Origin of the sequence: Neorhizobium descurainiae (genome assembly GCF_051400715.1) — a bacterium.
In the GTDB taxonomy this organism is placed as follows: Bacteria; Pseudomonadota; Alphaproteobacteria; order Rhizobiales; family Rhizobiaceae; genus Neorhizobium.
Window position 1 is genome coordinate 22,406 of the sequence record NZ_JBLFFK010000034.1, and the last position, 21,700, is coordinate 44,105.

Consider the following 21,700-nt stretch of genomic DNA (forward strand, 5'->3'; position numbering starts at 1 on the left):
CTTTATCCGCTCCCCGCCCGATTGTCCCTCGGGGAGCGGAAGCCTGCCTAGAACCTGGCATCCGGCGCGCCTGCAAAGGGGTCGACAGGGCTCTTCCGGTTCCAGGGCCGCCGGCCCATCAGCGCTTCCAAGACAGCCTTCTGCATCGCTTCGTGGGTCGAATAGGCGTTGATATAGGTCGGCACCCTCGGGGCGTCGTAGAGATAATAGGGAAAGCCGAAGGAGATCATCACCGTCGGCAGCCGCGTCCAGGGCCGCTTCATGGCTGCCCGGAAATCCCCATGGAGCGAGAGCCAGTCGAGGAAGATGCGCCCGCGTGTCAGGAGCGTCTCCTCGCCGAAGAGATTGAGCACGAGATCCTGTCCTTCCGCATCGAGCGGCGTGCCGTAGCGATGGAGGGTGATTTCAAAACCCTCGGCGGCCAGCATCTCCGGCAGCTTGAAGTTCAGCCGGGCGTTCTGCATCGGTTCGACGATCCCGCCCGACACGACGAGGATGCGCCGGTGCTTTGCAGGGTGCAGCGGCAGGGTGCCGGCGCGGTCCTTCACCAGCGTCGGGGCGCGGGCGAAAGCATCTTCAGCCTGCTTCTTCGCAGCCGCATCGGTGACACGCGCCGGCATCTCGACGTTTCGGTGTAGTCCGAGCGAGGCCTTGAGCGCCAGGACCCGGGTCGCCGCATCGGCAAAGCGCTCGGCGGTGATGCGCCCGGAATGGACGGCGTCGCGCACCGCCGCGATTTCCGTCTCCGGATCGGAGGAAAAGAGCACCATGTCGCAGCCGCCCGAGATGATCTCGATCTTCGCCTCGCGCGGCGGCATGACGCCTGACAGGCCCGCCATCTCGCTCGCATCCGAGACGATGAGGCCGTTGAAGCCGAGTTCGCCGCGAAGCAAATCGAGATTGAGTGCCGAAGAAACCGAAGCCGGCAGATAGGCTTCTTCGCCTGCCTGTGCATTGCGCTCGAAAACATAGCCCGGCAGCGCGATATGCGCCGACATGACCGACTTGGCGCCCTGGTCGATGGCGGCCTTGTAGAGCTTTCCGAAGGTCGCGCGCCAGTCTTCCATGGAGAGCGGGTTGATCGTCGTGACGAGGTGCTGGTCGCGCTCGTCATAACCTTCGCCCGGCCAATGTTTGACGGTCGTGGCGAGGCCCAGCCGCTGAAAGACACGCATCTGCGCCAGCGCATGACGCTCTATCAGTGCCGGGTCGGAGCCGTATCCGCGGGTCGCGACGATCGGGCTGCGGAATGCCGCATTGATGTCGAGGACCGGGGTGAAGGACCAGTTGATGCCGACAGACCGGGCCTCGCGTGCCATCAGGTCGGAGATCGCTTCGGTCAGCGAGACATCGTCCACTGCGGCAAGCGCCAGCGGATTGGGAACAGCCGTGCCGAAGGGAAGGCTCATGCGGGAACCTTCGAGATCGGCGGACACCAGAAGCGGAAGGTCTGCCTCGGCCTGAATGGCAGCCATATGCTCGCGTTCCGCCTTGCCGTCAGAGCCGAAGAAGCGGGTGATACCACCCGGCTTCAGGTGCCGAAGGCGGGCTATCTCCGTTTGCCGGTCGTCGCCCCTGGAGTTGAGGTTGAAAAGCTGCGCAGCACGGGCCGTTTCATCGAGCGTCTGGAACGTGCGCTCCACCCAGTCGACCGCCTCGCGATCGAGGTTGAAGGGAGCTTTCGTTAGGTGATCCAAAGTGAGCGTCATGGCTATGTCCAGTCATATGGAAAGTAGGGCGTCGTCCGACAGTTCTTTGCAGCTATTGCCGGGTCGTACCGGCCTTCTGCTTGCCCATCTGCCCTTCGGCATCGAGCCTGCTCCAGTCGAAGATCATGTTGGTTGGCCTGTAGGTGCCATCCAACCGCTGGGCCAGATAATCGGAGGATTGGCGCAGATAGGTGTCTTCATCATCATGCAGCGCGCACACTGCGGCAAGCGAGATGTCGGGGAATAGCGGCAGCCAAGTGAGCGCGTCGAGAGCTTGGAGCTTGATGCGCGGGTCGGGTTCCGCGCGGAGAATTCGCGTTATTTCGTTCACCCAATGACGGGCGTCCTCCGCATGACCAAGTGCCTCCGCCAGCGGGATGCGGACTTGTGGGTCTGTTTCTGTCGCATAGGCGGCCGCAAGGCCGTCGGGCAGGGGCTCTCCAGCGGAAGAAAGCATGAGTAGCGCCTTGGCGGCCCAATGGCGCATGACCGGCGAGGGATGAGAGAGCCTGCTCAAGAAGGTCGGTGCGTTCTTCACGCTTCGGGCAGCGGCGACGAAGGCAAGGTCCATAACATCCGAGAGCGGGTAGAGCGCTTCGTCTCGGCTCGCTTCCCAGGTTTCCACCGGGCTGTGCTCGGGAATGAAGCCGGTGTCGCGTATTGCGAGCATATGCTCGTCCAGCGCAGCGCGGTGGTCTAGGATGAGGGCCTCGTATGCTGGATCATCGATCAGATTGACCGTGGCGTCGGGATCGGAATGAAGGTCGTAGAACTCCTCCGCCGGCTTCTGACGCCAGAACTGCTCCTGCGTGGAGTTGAGCGTACCGGCCAGATGCGCCGCCTCATAGTCCTGATAGTGCGCGCCAAGCCATTCGAAGGCGACATATTGCCCGAGCATACGGTGTGGCGAGTAATTGCGGATATAACGATACCGCTCCGAACGCGCCGTGCGGCTGAGATCGTAGCGTTCGCCCATACGGTCGCGACCGCCGAAGACATATTGGCGCGGCGCGGCCCTCGGCCCCAACAACGGCGTGCCGTGCAGCTCCTCCGGATTAGCGACGCCGGCAATGGCAAGGAAGCTCGGGAGCAGATCCACGAGCGACACCGGAGCGCTGACATGCGTGCCGGGGTCGTGCGGCATGAGATGGCGCCACCTGGGCGGGACGCGGATGATCAGAGGTACGCGCAGCCCCTCGTCATAGAGATAGCGCTTGGAGCGGGGCAAGGCCGAGCCGTGGTCGGAGAAATAGAAAACGATGGTGTCGTCGGCGAGCCCGTCCGCCTCCAGGTCGGCCAGATGCTGGCCCAGCTCGGCATCCATGCGAGCGATGGCATTATACTGCCGCGCCAGGCTTTGCCGCATGCCGGGCGTGTCGGGCAGATGGAACGGCAGGGTGACATCCTCGGGGCGTACGATGCCGGGCTGCTCCTTGAAGGTACAGGACTCATGCGTCGTCATGCAGTTGAAGACGGCGAGGAAGGGCTTGCCCTCGGGCCGGTTTCGCCAATGGGCCGATCTGCTGGATTCGTCCCAGATTTCTGCCGGGTCGACGTCGCAATTATAGTGGGTCTTGGCATTGTTGGTGCAGTAATAGCCGGCGTTTCGCATTTCAGCGGGGTAGGCCAGGAATTCGGCGGGGAGGTGGACCAAAGCCTGCATATGCTGGGCCCTGGGGCAGCTTTCCGCGTAGCGACCGGTCAGGATTGCAAAGCGCGACGGCGCGCAGACCGGCGAGGTGCAGTTGGCCGTTTCGTAGACGACCCCGTTGCTGGCCAGCCTGTCGAGATTGGGCGAGCGCGCCAGGGTGTCGCCATAGGCGCCAAGCCTGGGCGGACAATCTTCGCTCACGATGCACAATATGTTCGGCCGATCGCCCATACCTCTCCCTCCGCATGCCGTTGCTATCTCGATAACATCGTCGCGCCGCTGGGAGGACTGACAAAAGACGCGCGAGTGATAAGCGGAATGCATAAGCCGCGACAAGGCGACGTATGAGTTTGGTCTATCGCTCTAGCGGGTCTTTGCATTTCTCGTTAATCGCGCTGGATGGTATGCGAAGATGAGAAAGCTTGGTTGCGAGGCTGATGGAGGTCGCAATCGAGCAGGACGCCAAGGGAGGAAAAATGCGTAACATCGTGTTCGCGGCGGCTGTCGCGGCAATGAGTTCGGTTGCTTTTGTGCCGTCGGTCATGGCGCAGGTCGCAAACGACGACCAGACGCTGGCCATCGCGGCCATACTCGACAACAACAGCTTTGACCGCGCGCAGCTGATGATCGCTAACCAGATGCAGTATTGGCAGCCAGTGCTCGATACGCTTCTGGTCATGCAGCCCGAGGGCAAGGTTGTCCCCAACCTGGCTACCGCCTGGTCCTACAATCACGATCACAGCGTATTGACACTCACCCTGCGTCAGGGAGTGAGCTTTACCGACGGCACGCCTTTCGACGGCAATGCGGTCAAGGCCAATCTCGAATATCTCAAGAATGGCGCCGGCCAGAACAGTTTCATGGCCGCACTCATCTCCAAGGTGGAAGTGGTCTCGCCCACCGAAGTGCGCCTGCATCTCAGCGAGCCCGATCCCAGCCTGATCGACAATCTGACTGTGGTCGGCGGTGCGATGGCTTCGCCGGCAACCCTGGGCGTGAAGAGCTTCGCCAACAATCCGATCGGTTCGGGTCCTTATATCTATGATGTCGCGGCTTCCGTCCCGGGCCGTCAATATGTCTATAACCGCAATCCGAACTATTGGAATGCGCAGGCCTTTCCGTTCGAACGCGTGACCATCACGCCGATCAACGATCAGGTTGCTCGCCTCAATGCTCTCAAATCCGGTCAGGTCGATGCGGGCCTCGGGGAGGCGCGCACGGTTGCGGACGCCGAGGCCAACGGTCTCGCCGTACAGCGCAATGACGTGAACTGGCTCGGCTTCATCATCGCCGACCGCGAAGGCAAGATTACGCCGGCGCTTGCCGACGTGCGCGTCCGCAAGGCGCTCAACATGGCTTTCGACAAGGCCTCGATACTCAAATTCGTCGAATTGGGCTTCGGCCGTCTGAGCGATCAGATTTTCCCCGCCGGCAGCAGCGCCTATGTGCCGGAACTCGACAAGGTCTACCCCTTCGATCCGAAGGCCGCTCGCGCTCTTCTTGAGGAAGCCGGATACGGCAAGGGCTTTACTCTAGTTTTGCCGGAACTCGCCAATTTCGCGAGCTTCAATCCGATCGTCGAAAAGCAGCTCAAGGATATCGGCATAACGGTGCAGTGGGAGAAGGTTGCTCCGAATGCTACCATTCCCGAGCTACGGTCCGGCCGTTTTCCCGCCTACGTTTTCCAGTTCGGCTATCAGGGCTCCTGGGCGGAGTACCAGAAATTCGGCTATCCGAATTCCGCATGGAATACGTCAAAGGTTGCCGATCCGCAATTCCTCAAGATGCTCGATGCGACCCAGCGTGCGATCGGCGACGAGCAGATCAAGGGTTACCGGGATCTCAACCGCTATATGGTGGAAAATGCCTTCTTTGCCCCGTGGTACAGGCGCGATACCATTTATCTGACGAACAAGCAGACTGGCGTGAAATTGCATCCTACCAACGCGGTTCCGCACATCCGAGATTTCTCGAAGGCGAAATAGGTCATCCTCCCGGGCCAAGTAACCTTCATCGAATGGGCAGCCACCAAAGGCTGCCCATTTTCTTTTTCCTCATTGCCGTGGTTAAGCTCGCGCGTAGCTAGACAATGCCGAATTTAACCCTGCACAGCTCGACCAGAGCCTTCATCGGCTCCCAATCCTGCAATTCTGTGCGGAAGATCATACCGATCTCGGCCGTGTTCCGTTTCAGGGGTAAAGGTACAGGGACAATGCGCGGCGCGGCAACGGCATGCACCGACAGCGCCGGGAGCACGCAAAGGCAGTCGCTTTGCTGCAGGATCGTGAGCGCTGAAAGCAGGTTCTGGCAGACAAAACGAATGTCCGGCGGGCCGCCGATGTGTTCCGCTATCGTATGCTGCGTGATCTCTCGATAGGCCGGCAGTTCGGAGTAGACGATCCATGGGTAGTCGAGAAGACCGGAGGCCACAAGGCCGCCATCCTTCCGGGAGGTGGCGAAGAGGGGATGATCCTCCCGCGCCATGACATGGTTGGATACCTCCGTGAGCTTGACGCGGGCAAAGCGCTGACTGGTTCCTCCATCGTTGAAGACACCGCCGAAGGCGACATCCAACCGGCCCTCATGCAGATCCTGCAGCGTCTTGCCGAATGTGAGGGTTGTAAATTCGATCAACAGACGGGGAAAGCGTGTTTGCAACTGGCTAAGCACGCCGGAAAGAATGCCCGAGCGCCATACCGGCCCGCCACCTATCCGCATCACGCTCTTTTCGTCCATCGCTTCTGCGCGCAACTCATGCTCGGCTATCTCCCAATAGCGCTCGATGCGGCTGGAAACGGACAAAACCCGCTCACCGAAAGGGGTCGCTTTCACACCACGTGCATGCCGTTCCACGAGCCGTTGCCCGAAGTAACTCTCCAGCTGCGCGAGCGAGCGGGAAAGCGCCGGCTGAGTGATGTTGAGCTTTTCCGAGGCGCGCCGAAGGCTGCCTTCCTGAAGGATCGTGCGAAGACGGAAGAGATGGGTGATCTGGTCAAGCATGATGGATATGCATCCGCGTTATCACTGCTGATGCTTTTTGCATTATCGGTGCATCGGTTCAACTGTTATCAATTCACTCAAAAGAAGCCCGAAAGAAATCCGCGGGGCAGGGACGTGAGGAGGAGACAGATGATGAGATTTGCCCAAAGGCCGCATCCGCCAGGACGGGTGATGCATCACCCCCGGAAGGGGGGCGGATCGCGATGCTGAGGTATGTTTCAAAGCGCATCCTCTCGAGTCTTGTTCTCCTTGTGCTGGTTACGACGCTGACATTCGTGATGGTATTCGGCGGAGCCGACAACGTGGCCCAGAACATCCTGGGGGAGAACGCCACCGACGCACAGATCGCGGCTCTCGAGGCCAAGCTGGGAATCGACCGGCCGCTTTACGAACAATACGGCGGCTGGGTCGCCAATGCGCTCATAGGAGATCTGGGCCAATCCTGGACCATGGGAGAGAGCGTCTCCCGGATCGTGTCGGGGCGTCTGACGGTGACCTTGTCCATGGTGACCGTGGCCGTGTTCACGATCGGCATCATCTCCTCGCTCCTCGGGATTACCGCCGCCGTCAAAGGCGGCTGGGCGGATCGGGTGATCCAGGTTCTCAGCGTCATCGGTTTCTCTTTGCCGAATTTCTGGCTCGGTCTCATCCTCGTGGTGGTTTTTGCGCTCAATCTCCGCTGGTTTCCGGCCACGGGCTATGTGGACTTTTTGACCTCGCCCATCGGCTGGGCGGCCGCGCTCACCTTGCCGGTCTCGGCGCTTGTGCTCTCCGGCATCGCCTCCGCCTCCCAGCAGGTGAGAGGCGCCATGATCGATGCGCTGCGCCAGGATTATGTCCGCACCCTGAGGGCCGGTGGCATCAGGCCGTCGTCGGTGCTGTTCCGCCATGCGCTGCGTAATGCCATGCCGGCGGCTCTTACCGTGCTCTCCGTTCAGTTCATCGCTCTGCTAGGCGGTGCCGCCATCATCGAGCGGGTCTTTGCCATTCCGGGTCTTGGCTCCGTCACAGTCCAGGCGGCGCTTTCCGGGGATGTGCCCGTGCTTATGGGCGTGGTGGTCACCATGATCATTCTCGTCGTGTTCGTGAATATCGCCATCGACCTCGCCAATGCCTGGGTCAATCCGAAGGTGAGGCTCTGATGACCTCTGCAACTCAACAACAATCCCCGGCGTCGCTCGCCGCCCGCTCCGGCCTGCTGCGCTCGGTGCTGACCAATCCGCTCGGGCTCGTCGCCACGATCCTTCTGTCCATCGTCGTCATCACCGCCATCTTCGCACCAGTGATTGCGCCGTTCGCACCGGACGATCTGCAGATCTTCAAGGTCAACGCGGTTCCGGGAGACGGCTATCTCCTGGGCGGTGACGGGTCGGGGCGCGATATCTTCAGCCGTCTCGTCTATGGGTCACGCAATACCTTGATCGGTGCACTCATTACGGTCACCGTAGCTGCCTTTGTGGGCGTGACGTCGGGTCTCTTTGCGGGTTATTTCGGCGGCCGGCGCGAGATCGTCATGAGCTGGATCTCGGATGGCCTCATGTCCCTTCCGGCGCTCATCGTCCTGCTCGCCTTCTATCAATCGCTCGGCTCGTCCATCGAGATTTCCATGCTGGTCTTCGGCGTCATGCTGGCGCCGGGATTCTATCGACTGACGCGCAACCTCGTGAATGGCGTCAAGCACGAGCTTTATGTCGATGCCGCACGCGTCTCGGGTCTCTCAGACCTGCGCATCATCGTCCGACACATCCTTCTCGTCATTCGCGCGCCGGTCATCATTCAGATCTCTGTCGTCGCAGGTATCTCGATTGTCATCCAATCGGGTCTGCAATTCCTGGGTCTCGGCGATACATCCATCCCGACCTGGGGCGGCATGCTGCAGGACGCGTTCGCCAACATGTTCGTGGTGCCCACGGCGATCTTCTGGCCGGGGCTTGCTATTTCGGTGACTGTGGCCTCCCTGGTGCTCCTTGCCAACGCCATCCGCGACCTGCTGCAGCAGGGCAATCGGTCGGTGGCCGTTGCGCGCCTGCCGGAGGTGGTTGCCAAGCGGGCCAGTGGAGTCTCACCGATTGACAAGGACGTGCTACTCGATGTGCGCGATCTGATCGTCGGTTATCCCGACAGGTCCGGCTGGACCGAAGTCGTCACGGGCGTATCGCTGACGCTGCGGCGCGGCGAGGTGCTTGGTCTGGTCGGAGAAAGCGGCTCGGGCAAAACACAGACGGCCTTCGCCGTGCTGGGTCTGCTTTCCACTGGCGGCCGCATCCTCTCGGGCTCGATCTGGTTCGATGGCCGCGATATCGCGAACCTGCCCGAAGAGGACATGCGTACGCTGCGCGGCAAGCGCATCGCCTATGTGCCGCAGGAGCCGATGAGCAATCTCGATCCGGCCTTCCGAATAGGCTACCAGCTGGCCGAACCCATGGTCACCGTTCTGGGCATTTCCAAAGCCGAGGCCAAGGAGCGGGCACTCAAACTTCTCGCGCGCGTCGGCATGCCCAATCCTTCGTGCACCTTCAATGCCTATCCGCACCAGATCTCTGGCGGCATGGCGCAACGCGTGCTCATCGCCCGCGCCATTTCCTGCAGCCCGGACCTGCTCATAGCCGACGAGCCTACCACGGCGCTTGACGTGACGGTGCAGGCGGAAGTGCTGGACCTGCTGCGCGATCTCCAGGCGGAGCTCAACATGTCGGTAATTCTCGTTACCCACAATTTCGGGGTAGTGGCCGATATCTGCCACCGAGTCTCGGTCATGAAGGACGGCAAGGTCGTGGAGACCAATGATGTCCGGCGGCTCTTCGCAGCGCCTCAGCACGACTACACCAAAATGTTGCTCGATGCCGTCCTCGACGACGTGACGCCGCGTGTCTATCAGCCTCGTTCCGGTAGGGGAGTTGCGGCATGACTGACGACGTCATCGTCGAATGCATCGATGTGAACACCCATTTCGGAGCGCTTCATATCCTCAAGAACGTCAACCTGACCGTGCGTGCCGGTGAAACGGTGGGTCTGGTCGGGGAGAGCGGGTCCGGCAAGACCACCTTGGGCCGCGCTATTCTCGGCATTGGTCCGGTCAGTTCGGGACGCATTCTGTTCGAGGGGCAGGATATTGCCGGCGTGCCCCCGCGTGATCGCAAGGGCAATGCCGCCGCCATTCAGGCGGTGTTTCAGGATCCCTATACCTCGCTCAATCCCTCGATGACCATCGAAGACATCCTGACCGAGCCGATCATCGCGCGTCGGCAGGCCGGCAAGGCCGAGGCCACCGCCAAGGTACGTACTCTGCTCGACCAAGTGGCGTTGCCGAGCGATGCCGCCTACCGCTATCCGCGCGAGTTTTCCGGCGGACAGCGACAGCGCATCGCCATAGCCCGGGCCCTGGCGCTCTCGCCGCATCTCATTGTCTGCGACGAGCCGGTGTCGGCGCTCGATCTCTCCACCCAGGCGCGTGTTCTCGATCTCTTCATCGAGATCCAGCAGCGCACCGGCGTCGCCTATCTCTTCGTCAGCCATGACCTCGCGGTCGTCCGTCACATTTCTCATCGCGTTGCGGTGATGCGGGGCGGCGAGATCGTCGAATTCGGCGACTGCGATCAGGTCACCGCCAATCCGCAGCATAACTACACCAGGCGGCTCCTGCTGGCCGCTCCCGTCGCGGATCCCGTCCGCCAGGCCGAACGGCGCGCCGCGTTCCGCGCTCTGGCCATGGGAGCCTGATTCATGCGCGCCATCATCGTCATGTTCGACAGCCTCAACCGGCGCATGCTGCCGCCTTATGGCGACACGCAAACCCATGCTCCCAATTTCGTCCGGCTGGCCGCGCACACGGCCACCTTCGATCGCTGCTACGCCGGTTCCATGCCCTGCATGCCGGCACGACGGGAGCTGCATACCGGGCGGCACAATTTCCTGCACCGTTCCTGGGGGCCTATCGAGCCCTTCGACGACTCCATGCCGGAAATCCTCGCCAGAAACGGCGTCTATACCCACCTCGTCACCGATCACCAGCATTATTGGGAAGATGGCGGGGCCACCTATCATACCCGTTATTCCAGCCATGAATTTTTCCGCGGCCAGGAAGGCGATCTGTGGAAGGGTGTGGTCGCGGAAAATGACAGCAGACGGCTGACCGACATCTTCCACCGCATGAGGAACCAGGACCGGATCAACCGGTCCTATCTGGCCGATGAGACCGATCATTCGCAGACCCGGACGTTTGATGCGGGGTTGGAATTCATCAACACCAATGCCGGGGCGGACAACTGGATGCTCCAGATCGAGACCTTCGATCCGCACGAGCCTTTCTTCAGCTACGAGCAATATCACCGGCTCTATCCCGAAGGGGAACCCGGCAACAGCCCGACCGATTTCGACTGGCCGCCCTATGCGCGGGTGACGGAGTCCAAGGCCGTGGCGGATCATGCCCGGCGTCGCTATCTCGCCCTCCTTTCCATGTGCGACCGCAATCTCGGCTGTGTCCTCGACCTCATGGATGAGCACGACATGTGGAAGGATACGATGCTCATCGTCTGCACCGACCACGGCTATATGCTGGGGGAGCGGGGCTGGTGGGGCAAATCCGTCATGCCGTGGTATGACGAAACCATCCATACTCCCTTCTTCGTCTGGGACCCGCGTACGCGTGTCGCCGGTGAGCGGCGGCAGGCGCTGGTCCAGACCATCGACATTGCGCCGACACTGCTCGACTTCTTCGATCTCCAGCCGACCAAGGATATGCTCGGCCAGCCTCTCCGCGAAACGGTCGCGAACGACCGTCCAGTGCGCGAGGCGGGACTGTTCGGCAATTTCGGCGGTCATGTCAGCGTCACCGACGGGCGCTACGTCTATATGCGCGCCTGTGTCGATCCAGCCAACACGCCGCTCATGGAACACACGCTGATGCCCACCCATATGCGGTCGCGCTTCGAGCCGTCTGAGCTTGTCCAGGCCGAAATGATGCTTGGCTTCTCCTTCACGAAGGGCGCCCCCGTGATGCGTATGCCCGGCTGGACTATGCGCAGCCCGGCCGATTACGGAACGCTGCTTTACGATCTCGAAACCGACCCCGGCCAGACCACGCCGCTGCGGGACTCGGCGCTGGAATTGCGCATGGCCCGCCTTCTCGTCCGGCTCATGCGCGAAAACGCGGCGCCGCCCAGCCAATTCGAGCGTCTGGGGCTGCCGACCGAAGATCTGGTGACAGAGGACCACCTTCTCGTAGAGCGGCAATGGGCCCAGATCGAACTGGGGCAGAGGCGGGCGCCGACGGTCGCGGAATTTGCGCCGGATGCCGTGATTGCGACGGTCCCTGTCAACGCCCTGCTGGCGGAGGATAACACACGCGAGATCGTCGCCAGCGCGCTTCCCGCCCTGCGCGACGGCAAGGTTCCGTCCATCTTCGACGACAAGACGCTGCTCGAGATTGCCGGAATGGTACCCCATCTCGACAAGGATCGCCTCGATGCGCTGGAGGCTCGGCTTCGGACATCGGTTCCCGCTTGATTGCCTTTAAATCTCAAGAGCTTAAAATGCTTCCGAACATCATTTTCATCATGAGCGACGATCACGCCGCCCGCGCGATCTCTGCCTATGGCGCCGGCCTCAACCACACGCCCAACCTTGACCGTCTGGCCAAGGAGGGCATGCGCCATGACGCCGTCTATGTCACCAATTCCATCTGCACGCCAAGCCGCGCCGCCATCCTCACCGGAACCTACAACCATGTGAACTGCGTCACCACGCTCCATACCGAGATCGACAACCGCTTGCCCAATGTCGCCAAGCACCTGAGGCGGGGTGGTTACCGCACCGGCATAGTCGGCAAGTGGCATATGGGTGAGGGGCCTGCACACAACCCGACCGGTTTCGACGACTGGGCCGTTGTGCCGGGGCAGGGGGATTACTGGGACCCAAAGTTCATCTTCCCGAACGGCAAGCGGCGCATTCCCGGTTACGCCACCGACATCATCACCGATCTCAGCCTCAAGTTCATCGAGGAATCGAGGGACCAGCCTTTCTTCCTCATGTGCCACCACAAGGCGCCCCACCGCAATTTCGAACCACATCCAAAATACAACCATCTCTGGGCTCACGAAGACATACCGCTGCCCGAGACCTTCAACGACGACTATTCCAATCGCGCTGCCGCGGCGGCGGCGGCCAAGATGCGCATCCGCTCGGACATGAACTACGAAGATCTCGGGCTGGTGACGCCATCCGGACCGGCCTCCGAGGTGGGGGCCTTGATGCTCGATTTCATTCCCTGGATGCGCAAGGTTCCGGATCTGGCGCCCGGCGAAACCATAACCGTCATCTGCGCTGAAACCGGCGAGAACTTCACCTTCAACGATCCGCAGAAGTTCGCGGAATTTAAGTACCAGCGCTACATGAAGCGCTATCTGCGCACGGTGCAATCCATCGACGAAAATGTGGGCCGCCTGCTCGACTATCTCGACGAGAAGGGCCTGACAGAGAATACCATCGTCATTTACACCTCCGACCAAGGGTTTTTCCTAGGCGAGCATGGCTGGTTCGACAAACGGTTCATGTACGAGGAATCGCTGCAGATGCCGTTCCTCGTGCGTTATCCTGTTGCCATCAAACCCGGCTCGACCAGCAAGGACATCGCCTGCAATGTAGATTTCGCGCCGACTTTCCTCGACTACGCAGAGCTTCCCATCCCCAGCTACATGCAGGGCCGTTCCATGCGGCCGGTACTCGAGAGCCGGGCACCTGGCGATTGGCAGCAACTGACCTACCATCGTTACTGGATGCACAATGATGATATCCATGAAGCCTGGGCGCATTATGGAGTGCGCGACCAGCGCTATAAGTTGATCTACTGGTACAATGACGATCTCGGCCAGCTTGGAGCACGCCCCCACGGGGCACCGCCGGAATGGGAACTTTTCGACTGCGAAAGGGATCCGCACGAGTTGACCAATGTCGCCAACGATCCTGCCTACACGGCAATCTTCAGGCACATGCTGACCAAGCTGGATGCCAAGATGGCCGAGATCGGCGATGTGCCGGAGCATGATAGCGCTTCGGTGCTCAACGAACTGGCGGCGTGACGGATATGGACGAAATGACCCGAACGATCGACGATCTCATCGACGCCATGACCCTTAAAGAGCAGGTATCTCTGCTTTCGGGCGAGGACTTCTGGTCGCTTCCCGCCATAGAACGGCTGGACATCGGCAAGCTGCGCGTAACCGACGGCCCGAATGGGGCCCGCGGCGGCGGCAGTCTCCTCGGCGGTGTCAAGTCGGCCTGCTTTCCTGTCGGTATCGGCCTTGGCGCCACCTGGAATGTCGAGTTGCTCGAAGAGATTGGCGCGGCCCTGGCCCATGAGGCCAAATCCAAGGGCGCGCATATGCTGCTCGCGCCGACGGTCAACATTCAGCGCTCGGTTACCAACGGCCGCAATTTCGAATGCTATTCGGAAGATCCGGTGCTGACCGCCGAGCTGGCGTCGGCCTATATCGTGGGTCTGCAAGGCCAAGGTATCGCCGCCACCATAAAGCACTTCGCCGGCAACGAATCGGAAATCGAGCGTACCACCATCAGCTCGATCATCGATGAACGCACTCTGCGGGAGGTTTACTTCGTCCCCTTTGAATGGGCCGTGAAAAAGGCGGGGGCGATGGGCGTCATGACCGCCTATAACCGGGTCAATGGCATCTATGCCTCCGAGCACAACTGGCTGATCAGCGATGTGTTGCGCGGCGAATGGGGCTTCGACGGTCTTGTCATGTCCGATTGGTTCGGCTCGCATTCCACGGCAGAAACGGTCAATGCAGGGCTGGACCTCGAAATGCCAGGACCGCCGCGCGACCGCGGCGCCAAGCTGGTGGCCGCTGTCGAGGCCGGCGAGGTTTCGCGCGAGACCATTCGCGCCCGCGTGCGCGCCGTTCTTTCGGTGATGGAACGCACCGGCGCGCTCCACGATCGTCGTGCGCATGAAGAACACGCCAACGATCGCCCGGAACACCGCGCATTGATCCGCCGCGCCGGTGCCGAGGGCATGGTGCTGCTGAAGAACGACAACGTTTTGCCACTCACGGCAGGACAGCGCATCGCCGTCATCGGCCCCAATGCCAAGACGGCGCAGATCATGGGTGGCGGCTCATCCCAGCTCAACCCCCACTATCGCGTCAGCCCGTGGGAGGGACTGGTTTCCGCGGTCGGAGAAGACGCGCTCGGCTATGCGCCCGGCTGCGGCAATTCCCGTTTCCAACCGTTGCTGCAGGCCAAATTGCAGGTCGAGTATTTCGCCAACCGGACGCTTTCCGGGAATGTCGTTCACGTTGAAACCATGGAAGCCGCCGAAGCCTTCTGGCTCGACAGAATAGCGCAAGGCAAGATCTCATCCGATCGGTTCTCGGCGCGTCTCAAGGCGCAATTCGTGCCGGAAGAAGCCGGCATTTACCGGCTCGGGGTGGCGTCGGCGGGTCTCTCGAAGGTCTATGTCAACGGTACTCTGGTCGCTGATGCCTGGACCAACTGGACCAGAGGCCGGACCTTCTTCGAGGAAGGGTGCGACGAGGTTGTCGGCGAGGTCGCTCTCGATGCCGGCAAGCCGGCCGAGATCATTATCGAATTCGCCACGAAGGATCATTCGGCTCTCGGCCTCGCAGCCCTCCGCGTGGGGATTGGCCTGCCGCTGGGCGACGCGGCCATTGCCGCGGCTGTCGGAACCGCCGCCAATGCCGATGTCGCATTGGTGTTCGTCGGCCGCAACGGCGAATGGGACACGGAGGGCAGCGATCTGCCCGGCATCGAATTGCCCGGTCGCCAAAACGAACTGGTCAGCGCGATCGCCCGCGCCAACCGCAATACCGTTGTCGTGCTCCAGACCGGCGGTCCGATCGAAATGCCTTGGATCGATGAAGTCGCCGGCATCGTCCAGGCCTGGTATCCGGGGCAGGAAGCGGGCAATGCCATCGCCGACGTGCTTTTGGGAAAGGCCGAGCCTGGCGGGCGCTTGCCGCAAACCTTTCCGGTACGGTGGTCGGACAATCCAGCCTACAGTCAGGACCCGCGGGTTTATCCTGGCATGGATGGCGGGGTCGAATATCGCGAAGGCGTATTCGTGGGCTATCGTCACTACGAACGCCATGGCATCTCACCGCTCTTCCCGTTCGGCTTCGGTCTCAGCTACACCGATTTCTCCTTGGGTGAGCTATCCGTCGACAATACGCGGTTCGAAGCCGATGGAACAGTTACGGTGAGCCTGGATGTGCGAAACATGGGCGCCCGCGCCGGATCGACGGTGGTCCAGCTCTACGTCGCGCCGGAAAACGCGCCCGTCGCCCGCCCGGAGAAAGAACTCAAGGCACTCGCAAAGATTGGCCTCACGCCAGGAGAGACGCGACGTTTGACTATGACGCTCGATGCCCGTGCCTTCGCTTATTTCGATGTCGAAAATCAGGTTTGGGCCGTGGCTCCTGGCCTATATCGCCTGCAACTGGGCACGGATTCCGCAACCACGATGCTGGCGGAAAAGGTCGAGCGGATGGGCCGAATCGCAATGCTGCGATGAACGATGGCTGCTCTACTTTTCGTTCGCCCTTCGGACGCCGCTGTCTCTGTGACTTTGCTATAGCTCCCGTAGGCGGCATTATTGTACGACACCTTCGAAATCATTGGGCGGGCGCGCCGATGAGTGCGTCTCGTGACGGGGGTCGTCCTTATGAGGACTGGTTCGAATCCTTCGACTGCAGCCAGACGTCCAATGACAGGTCTCGGGTTCTACTCCCATCAAGACCTGGGCGGCAGCTAAGTCGGGGCCGTCAGTTCAGATCTCTTCAAGGCGAAAGAGTGGCTCACCTATCTCTCGGTCGGGCATCGATGCAGTGCTCAGGCCTTTGCCACCTATTCGGTCGACGGCCGCTTCGCGCGCCAATCTCGGTAGTAGCGGCTATCCGTGCCTTGCCCTGAAATCAGACATCACATTGGCGATGGCTTGACGGCAACTGCGCCGATACTCGACATTATTCGTTCGATAGACCCTATCACCTAGGGTTCAACGCCGGCAGGCCGCTGAGGTGTCTTATGAACTGGGCCGATACCGATTACGCCGATGTCGTCGAATGGCGGCGCGACATTCATGCACACCCTGAGCTTCAATTCGAGGTTCACAGGACAGCTGCCTTCGTGGCGGCGAAGCTAACCGAGTTCGGCTGTGACGAAATCGTCAGGGGCATCGGCAAGACGGGTGTCGTTGGCATCATTCACGGCCAAAAGCAGACCAGCGGGAAGGTAATTGGACTGAGAGCCGACATGGATGCGCTACCGATCGAAGAAGAGACCGGGGTGCCCTGGCATCGACGACCAAAGGCGTGATGCACGCGTACGGGCATGATGGACATACCGCGATGCTTTTAGGTGCCGCTCGCTCCCTGGCACGGACCCGCGCCTTTGATGGGAAGGCGGTGGTTATCTTCCAGCCAGCAGAGGAAGGTGGCGGTGGCGGAAAGGCGATGGTCGATGACGGATTGATGGAGCGCTTCGAGATCGATGAAGTTTACGCCATGCACACGGAGCCGGGGTTGCCGATCGGACAGTTTACGACCGCCAGTGGACCACTCGCGGCATCTGCCGATGGCTTTCGGATAAAGATAAGGCAAAGGGGCGCATGGTGCGTCACTCCACGTCAGCGTTGATCCGCTTGTTGTCGGCGCAAACATCCTTTTGGCGCTCCACGATAGTCTCCCGCAATGTCCATCCGCGTCAGTGCGCCGTCGTCACAGTGGGCTGGATGGCGGGCGGCAAGCCGGAAACGTTATTCCGCAGGCCGCCGAGATGGGCGGCACCACGAGGAGCTTCGAGCCCGCCACGCGTGATCTTATAGAGACACGCGTAACAGAAATCGCGGTGCATGTTGCCGAGGCTTACGGGGCGAAAGCAACGGTGGCGTACAAGCGGATGTTTCCGCTGACCGTAAACCACCCGCGTCAAACGGCTTTCGCCGTGACCGTAGCGAGGTCATTGGTCGGGACGGAAAACGCCAATGGCTCGATGGAGCCGCTGATGGGGTCAGAAGACTTCGCGTTTATGCTCGAAGCTCGGCCGGGGAACATCATGCTCATCGGAAACGGAGACGGGCCTTCCGTGCATGACTCTGGCTACGACTTCAACGACGCCGCTATTCCGTTCGGTGTAGCGTATTTCAAGGCGATCGTGGAGGGTGGTTTGCCATTAGCATGACAGCAATAGGACCAGGCCCCTTTCGCCTTCGTTCCGGTCACTGAGGCTGTTGACGCGCCTGCCCGAGACCGGACGTTCTCGACGGGGGGCCACGCCGTCCGTGCCGGCGAAGGTGCGTCTAGCGGCTCTCGCCCCAGCCTGCACCTGTCGAAGGACGCTTGGCTTCCTGGTTCCGATGACGCCACGTGCTGTTGAAACGTCGAAAGCGCAATTGTAGGTCTCGGCAATGATCTGGTTTGACACGGTTTTAGAGAGACCGATCGAGCACGAAAGGCTGCAGCGTGGAATCGCAGCGATGCTCGCGATTTCCTGTGAAAGCGTTGCCGTCGTCCACAGCATCAGCGAGATTGGCACTCTTCCGGTTACCTGCGTGGTCGAGCCGGCAAGCGCCGATCCCTACTCTCAGCTCATCACTATCTATCTGTCCGAGCCTTTGCAACATCCAGACATCCTCGAGAGCGCCTCTCGTCTTGCTGCAAGACTCGACACATCGCTACTGCTGGCAAATGATGAGACTGCAAATCCCTACTCATTCGTAAAGGTATCGAGCGGCGGGCTGCAATCGGTTGTCTTGGTCGACCCCAACGAACTCGACGAAAACGAACGTTATGTGGTTCAGGAAACCAAGCCGATCTCCGTCACTCGAACCTAGCCCACCGAAGTCGCCACCGTCGGCGCTGATGGCTCGAAATTTCGCGACGTACTATCCGCTTGCCATACGCGACCAGGCAAGCAGATATTGCCTAGGGTAGAGCAAGCGCGGAAGAGCCCATGACCTTGTATAATGTGCTGATGAGTTTTGGCGTTGTCGTTTTGATCGGTATTCTGCTGAAAGGCTTTTGGGGTGTCACTCGCGTCAAGCCTCTGGAGCAGCCCGACAACGCCCAAAGCGACGGTGTTCCGCCGACATAAACGGTGATGCCCATACCCATTGCCACCGGCAGGAAGCCATCGACGGGCGGGCCAACTTCTCGCAGTGCGTCGAAAGCAGGAGAGCCATGATCGCGGCCTATATAGACGAATTTCATCATGTTTTGCGCCGGCCTGTGGATGACGTCCGTGGGCTCTGGTTATCTGCCGTTGTCGAAAAATCCGGTAAGCCGGCTACCGTTGGTTCGTCACTTCAAGTGGATGGGGCCATTGCTGCTCGTTATCGCGGTCGTTTTGGCTGCCGCTTCATAGCTCGCCACCAGACCGTTCGGGTATAATTCCAGATGAACAATTTGCTCGCCTGCACGTCGTGCGGATTGGATAAAAACAGAATCTGTCGTCCATTTCGGCTCGTACATTCTCCGATGCGCCGCTTGTGGTGAAGCAATCGTCGCGACATCATTCATAGCAATGCTGAACTTAGATCATGATTGTTCAGCCTTTATCGATGCAGGCCCCGGAAAACGCCCGCCGCCAGAGGCGCTTGTCGCGCGCGGACCGCTCCGGCTGATCGCAACGGCAATCAGCGCCGCGGCAAATGACGGAGCTCTGATACGCCTGATCTCCGATCCAACAACGGATTGAAGCCACGGCGCGGGACGCTTCGAAAAGCTAGCCTCTCAACGTCGGATAGTCCCAAGATGCTTGGAGGCGATTGCGAGCTTCCTCTAGCAGATCGCTGTAATCTGCCTTGAATGGGGCAACCAGCTGCGTCTCTAGATCGGCTAATAACCCGTGTAGCACCGCCCCTTCAGCAGTGCTTTCAAAACACGATGCTTCTGGCGTAGGAGCGCTACCTTGTTCGCACCACCGTGAGAGCAACCAAAGAGGACAAGGGCTTCCTCTGGAGAAAGCTGAAGCTGCACACCATCGGGCGCTGGCGGTTGTTCGTCTGTCATCAGAACTATTTGGCACGGGTCGTGGAGGGCCTCAACGGGGCCGGAGCGAAAAATCCGCCAGCGGGCGCATCTCGCGGCCATCTTCGTCACGGCGCGGACTGTAGATGGTGATCTCGTTGCCGACTGCCTTGCCGTTCCCCATCGCGATCTGAAGCGCGGGGAACGGGGCAGCCGCCAGCAAATCGCGCTGAGGTGGAGCAGACGGAATGCGACGTCGACACGCGTCGGGACTTGGGGTTCTTGGAAGTCAACAGAGGCAATCCGAACCGCGTCCGGACAGGGTATCCCGCAGGTATGGACTGCCGTGGCGATTGCGGTTATTTGCGGGGCTTGTCGCGATGCTGAAAGCGTCGCCGACACATCACCGCACACCACCCAAGGCCTTTGATAGTGAAAAAAGTCCAGCGCAGCTTTGCCGTCGAATATAGATCGGGCCGGCGAAAACTCAATCCCAATCCGAATTCGATCTGGGGAGACGTGGATCTCAAGTCCGTTGCGCAAAGTCTGCAGGACGAGGCAATGCCGTTCTTGACAGGAACGTCTCAGGTCAGCAGCAGCGAGAAGGCTTTCACCGGCGAAGAACAGGCCTCGGCGTTGTTGACGCTGCCGATGGAGCGGGAGACAAATGTACCGGCTTTACAGGAGACCAGAATGGCCGACGAAAACAATACGATGACTGATGCTGAGATGCCGGCCGCAGCGGCGCCCGATGTCCCCAAGAAGGAGCGCAAACCTCGCGCCAGGAAGGCGGTACCTGAAGCCGCCTCGGCAGCAGTTTCGGCGCAACCGGCAGTGGCTTCGAATGCCGTAGCTGGAAAACCGAAGAGAGGACGCAAGGCAAAGTCTGACGAAGGTGCGACAAGCGCCAAACGTGCGCCTGTCAAACGGGCTCCCAAGGCCGTGCAGGCGGCGACCGCACCGTCGGTGGCGGCAGTTGACGAGTTTGCGGATCTTCTCCAGCTGGAAGAGGAAAACCAAAGACTGCGCAAGCTGCTGGCGGAAAAGCTCCGTGCTGAAAATGCCGATCTGCGAAAGCGGCTCAACCTCGGTTGATCGGCAGCAGCCGGTCAAGCGCTGGCCGCATTCTCAAGGCTATATCGAGACGAACATATTGGCGGCGGTTAATCCTGCCGCCAACGCTTTTGTCCGCTGCCTGCATGCGAGGTTGAATACGAGGTCGAATAAAATGGCGTCTCCATGGAAACTTCTTGCCCGGCTGGTGTCGCCGCGACGTCAGCAGCGCCAAGAACACGGCTTGTCCGATGATGTGAAGCCGGCCCTATTGGCCATCGCCAAACCGGCTGAAACGGCTACCGACCACGGACTCAACACTGCCGATCCTCTGATCGACGAAAAGCCGGTCGCTGACGAACAATCGGAGGCGGCGTCAGAGGCAACCCATCTCCATGGCAAGGTGAATAGCGAAAACGCCGGGCCTGCGGAGGCGGCTGATCCGGCCTTATCCGATGAGGAAGGTACGGTCGAGCACGGCGCACCGAAACCCTTGCAGGCTGGCGAAGGTGCAACCCGAAAGCGCAGCAAGCGGGGCAAGAAAGCGGAAACGATTGATGCCGTTGCGCCACCCTCTCCAAGCGTTCCCGCCGTTTCCGACGATGCAATCCGCCTTGATGAAGAAGATCAGGCTGCTGCGGAACCAGCTGGCACGCAAGCTTAGGCTGCAAAATGCACAACTGAAGAGAGTGCTGGAGCGGTTCGAGCGCTGAACAACCTCAGTCACCTCAGCGCGAAGATCCACTGCGGGCGTGGTTTGCAGGGAAGCGACGGGTTTCAGCCAACCGTGAGATGATGGATGAAAGGTCCCAAGACCAATGATCGAGCCCGCAACCGAGCTTCTGATTGGAAATAAACTACAAGCACTCGTTGGTTTGTCACTGAGTATCGCGCGTGATGCCTCCGATATGAAGGTTTTCCATTTCGGCCGCATCCGTGCCCATGCCTCTGGCAAAGGAACTATCGGTTCCTTTGCCCTTCACATTCAATGCCCCTGGCGGATCGTTTCCGATACGGGAGTAGTGACCGGCGCCTCCGACCGCTTTTATCCTCCGTCCGGGGAGGTTTCGATCGATGAGGACGACAGGAGGGGTGGCAACCAGCAACGCGCGCGACTGATGAACCTGTTGGGCGGTTTTGACGAGATCACTGACTCTCATGTCAACACGACCCGTCTCCTTGTTGTTACCTCTGTTTCTGCAGATTCCTAGTAAGCGGTGTTTTGCACCCACCTTCCGGATCACGGCGTGATTGACGATGTTGAGCCCGAATGAGGGCTTGGACAT

14 protein-coding genes and 4 pseudogenes are annotated in these 21,700 nt (G+C 60.4%); 14 read left to right on the forward strand and 4 right to left on the reverse strand.

The window, feature by feature from the left end:
* Positions 1 to 47: 47 nt before the first annotated feature.
* Positions 48 to 1,709 carry a glycoside hydrolase family 3 protein gene (locus tag ACMGE0_RS31480; protein WP_436819812.1) on the reverse strand — a complete coding sequence of 554 codons (1,662 nt, stop codon included), beginning with the start codon at positions 1,707 to 1,709 and terminating at the stop codon, positions 48 to 50.
* A 52-nt stretch (positions 1,710 to 1,761) separates the two neighbouring features.
* A complete protein-coding gene (locus ACMGE0_RS31485) occupies positions 1,762 to 3,591 on the reverse strand; it encodes a sulfatase family protein (RefSeq protein WP_436819813.1) in 1,830 nt (609 codons plus the stop codon).
* A gap of 245 nt (positions 3,592 to 3,836) precedes the next feature.
* On the opposite strand from ACMGE0_RS31485, the gene ACMGE0_RS31490 reads away from it, so the two are divergent.
* Positions 3,837 to 5,345, forward strand: a complete 1,509-nt coding sequence (locus ACMGE0_RS31490; protein ID WP_436819814.1) for an ABC transporter substrate-binding protein — start codon at positions 3,837 to 3,839, stop codon at positions 5,343 to 5,345.
* A gap of 97 nt (positions 5,346 to 5,442) precedes the next feature.
* On the opposite strand, the gene ACMGE0_RS31495 is transcribed toward ACMGE0_RS31490, so the two are convergent.
* Positions 5,443 to 6,360 carry a LysR family transcriptional regulator gene (locus ACMGE0_RS31495; protein WP_436819815.1) on the reverse strand — a complete coding sequence of 306 codons (918 nt, stop codon included), beginning with the start codon at positions 6,358 to 6,360 and terminating at the stop codon, positions 5,443 to 5,445.
* A 203-nt stretch (positions 6,361 to 6,563) separates the two neighbouring features.
* On the opposite strand from ACMGE0_RS31495, the gene ACMGE0_RS31500 reads away from it, so the two are divergent.
* From ACMGE0_RS31500 to ACMGE0_RS31560, 13 genes and pseudogenes are all read left to right on the forward strand, one after another.
* On the forward strand, positions 6,564 to 7,502 hold the full coding sequence (locus ACMGE0_RS31500) for an ABC transporter permease (protein ID WP_436819816.1): 939 nt from the start codon (positions 6,564 to 6,566) through the stop codon (positions 7,500 to 7,502).
* The gene (locus ACMGE0_RS31505) at positions 7,502 to 9,268 is read left to right on the forward strand and encodes a dipeptide/oligopeptide/nickel ABC transporter permease/ATP-binding protein (RefSeq protein ID WP_436819817.1); all 1,767 of its coding nucleotides are present in this window, start codon (positions 7,502 to 7,504) and stop codon (positions 9,266 to 9,268) included. The genes ACMGE0_RS31500 and ACMGE0_RS31505 overlap by 1 nt, the downstream gene beginning before the upstream one ends.
* Positions 9,265 to 10,080: an ATP-binding cassette domain-containing protein gene (locus ACMGE0_RS31510; protein WP_436819818.1), complete on the forward strand. Its 816-nt coding sequence runs from the start codon at positions 9,265 to 9,267 to the stop codon at positions 10,078 to 10,080. The genes ACMGE0_RS31505 and ACMGE0_RS31510 overlap by 4 nt, the downstream gene beginning before the upstream one ends.
* Before the next feature lie 3 nt (positions 10,081 to 10,083).
* Complete coding sequence (locus ACMGE0_RS31515; protein ID WP_436819819.1) at positions 10,084 to 11,865, forward strand: sulfatase; 1,782 nt, start codon at positions 10,084 to 10,086, stop codon at positions 11,863 to 11,865.
* Positions 11,866 to 11,891: 26 nt separating this feature from the next.
* Positions 11,892 to 13,436: a sulfatase family protein gene (locus tag ACMGE0_RS31520; RefSeq protein WP_436819820.1), complete on the forward strand. Its 1,545-nt coding sequence runs from the start codon at positions 11,892 to 11,894 to the stop codon at positions 13,434 to 13,436.
* 14 nt (positions 13,437 to 13,450) lie between these two features.
* The gene (locus ACMGE0_RS31525; RefSeq protein WP_436819821.1) at positions 13,451 to 15,907 is read left to right on the forward strand and encodes a beta-glucosidase; all 2,457 of its coding nucleotides are present in this window, start codon (positions 13,451 to 13,453) and stop codon (positions 15,905 to 15,907) included.
* 512 nt (positions 15,908 to 16,419) lie between these two features.
* Positions 16,420 to 17,574, forward strand: a pseudogene (locus ACMGE0_RS31530) (M20 aminoacylase family protein).
* Positions 17,575 to 17,800: 226 nt separating this feature from the next.
* The gene (locus tag ACMGE0_RS31535) at positions 17,801 to 18,226 is read left to right on the forward strand and encodes a hypothetical protein (RefSeq protein ID WP_436819822.1); all 426 of its coding nucleotides are present in this window, start codon (positions 17,801 to 17,803) and stop codon (positions 18,224 to 18,226) included.
* Positions 18,227 to 18,345: 119 nt separating this feature from the next.
* Positions 18,346 to 18,486, forward strand: a complete 141-nt coding sequence (locus ACMGE0_RS31540) for a hypothetical protein (RefSeq protein ID WP_436819823.1) — start codon at positions 18,346 to 18,348, stop codon at positions 18,484 to 18,486.
* Between the two features lie 86 nt (positions 18,487 to 18,572).
* Positions 18,573 to 18,756: pseudogene (locus tag ACMGE0_RS31545) on the forward strand (hypothetical protein).
* 32 nt (positions 18,757 to 18,788) lie between these two features.
* Positions 18,789 to 19,089: pseudogene (locus ACMGE0_RS31550) on the forward strand (hypothetical protein).
* Positions 19,090 to 19,793: 704 nt separating this feature from the next.
* Positions 19,794 to 20,456, forward strand: coding sequence for a transcriptional regulator (locus tag ACMGE0_RS31555; protein ID WP_436819824.1), 663 nt, complete (start codon positions 19,794 to 19,796; stop codon positions 20,454 to 20,456).
* 133 nt (positions 20,457 to 20,589) lie between these two features.
* Positions 20,590 to 21,127, forward strand: a pseudogene (locus ACMGE0_RS31560) (hypothetical protein).
* A gap of 165 nt (positions 21,128 to 21,292) precedes the next feature.
* On the opposite strand, the gene ACMGE0_RS31565 reads toward ACMGE0_RS31560, so the two are convergent.
* A partial coding sequence (locus ACMGE0_RS31565; RefSeq protein ID WP_436819825.1) for a hypothetical protein occupies positions 21,293 to 21,700 on the reverse strand: 408 nt, incomplete at its 5' end.

Excerpts from the sequence above, each read along its gene's own strand:
- ACMGE0_RS31480 (WP_436819812.1), bottom strand. The coding sequence starts at position 1,709 with ATGACGCTCACTTTGGATCACCTAACGAAAGCTCCCTTCAACCTCGAT.
- ACMGE0_RS31485 (WP_436819813.1), bottom strand. The coding sequence starts at position 3,591 with ATGGGCGATCGGCCGAACATATTGTGCATCGTGAGCGAAGATTGTCCG.
- ACMGE0_RS31490 (WP_436819814.1), top strand. The coding sequence starts at position 3,837 with ATGCGTAACATCGTGTTCGCGGCGGCTGTCGCGGCAATGAGTTCGGTT.
- ACMGE0_RS31495 (WP_436819815.1), bottom strand. The coding sequence starts at position 6,360 with ATGCTTGACCAGATCACCCATCTCTTCCGTCTTCGCACGATCCTTCAG.
- ACMGE0_RS31500 (WP_436819816.1), top strand. The coding sequence starts at position 6,564 with ATGCTGAGGTATGTTTCAAAGCGCATCCTCTCGAGTCTTGTTCTCCTT.
- ACMGE0_RS31505 (WP_436819817.1), top strand. The coding sequence starts at position 7,502 with ATGACCTCTGCAACTCAACAACAATCCCCGGCGTCGCTCGCCGCCCGC.
- ACMGE0_RS31510 (WP_436819818.1), top strand. The coding sequence starts at position 9,265 with ATGACTGACGACGTCATCGTCGAATGCATCGATGTGAACACCCATTTC.
- ACMGE0_RS31515 (WP_436819819.1), top strand. The coding sequence starts at position 10,084 with ATGCGCGCCATCATCGTCATGTTCGACAGCCTCAACCGGCGCATGCTG.
- ACMGE0_RS31520 (WP_436819820.1), top strand. The coding sequence starts at position 11,892 with ATGCTTCCGAACATCATTTTCATCATGAGCGACGATCACGCCGCCCGC.
- ACMGE0_RS31525 (WP_436819821.1), top strand. The coding sequence starts at position 13,451 with ATGACCCGAACGATCGACGATCTCATCGACGCCATGACCCTTAAAGAG.
- ACMGE0_RS31535 (WP_436819822.1), top strand. The coding sequence starts at position 17,801 with ATGATCTGGTTTGACACGGTTTTAGAGAGACCGATCGAGCACGAAAGG.
- ACMGE0_RS31540 (WP_436819823.1), top strand. The coding sequence starts at position 18,346 with ATGACCTTGTATAATGTGCTGATGAGTTTTGGCGTTGTCGTTTTGATC.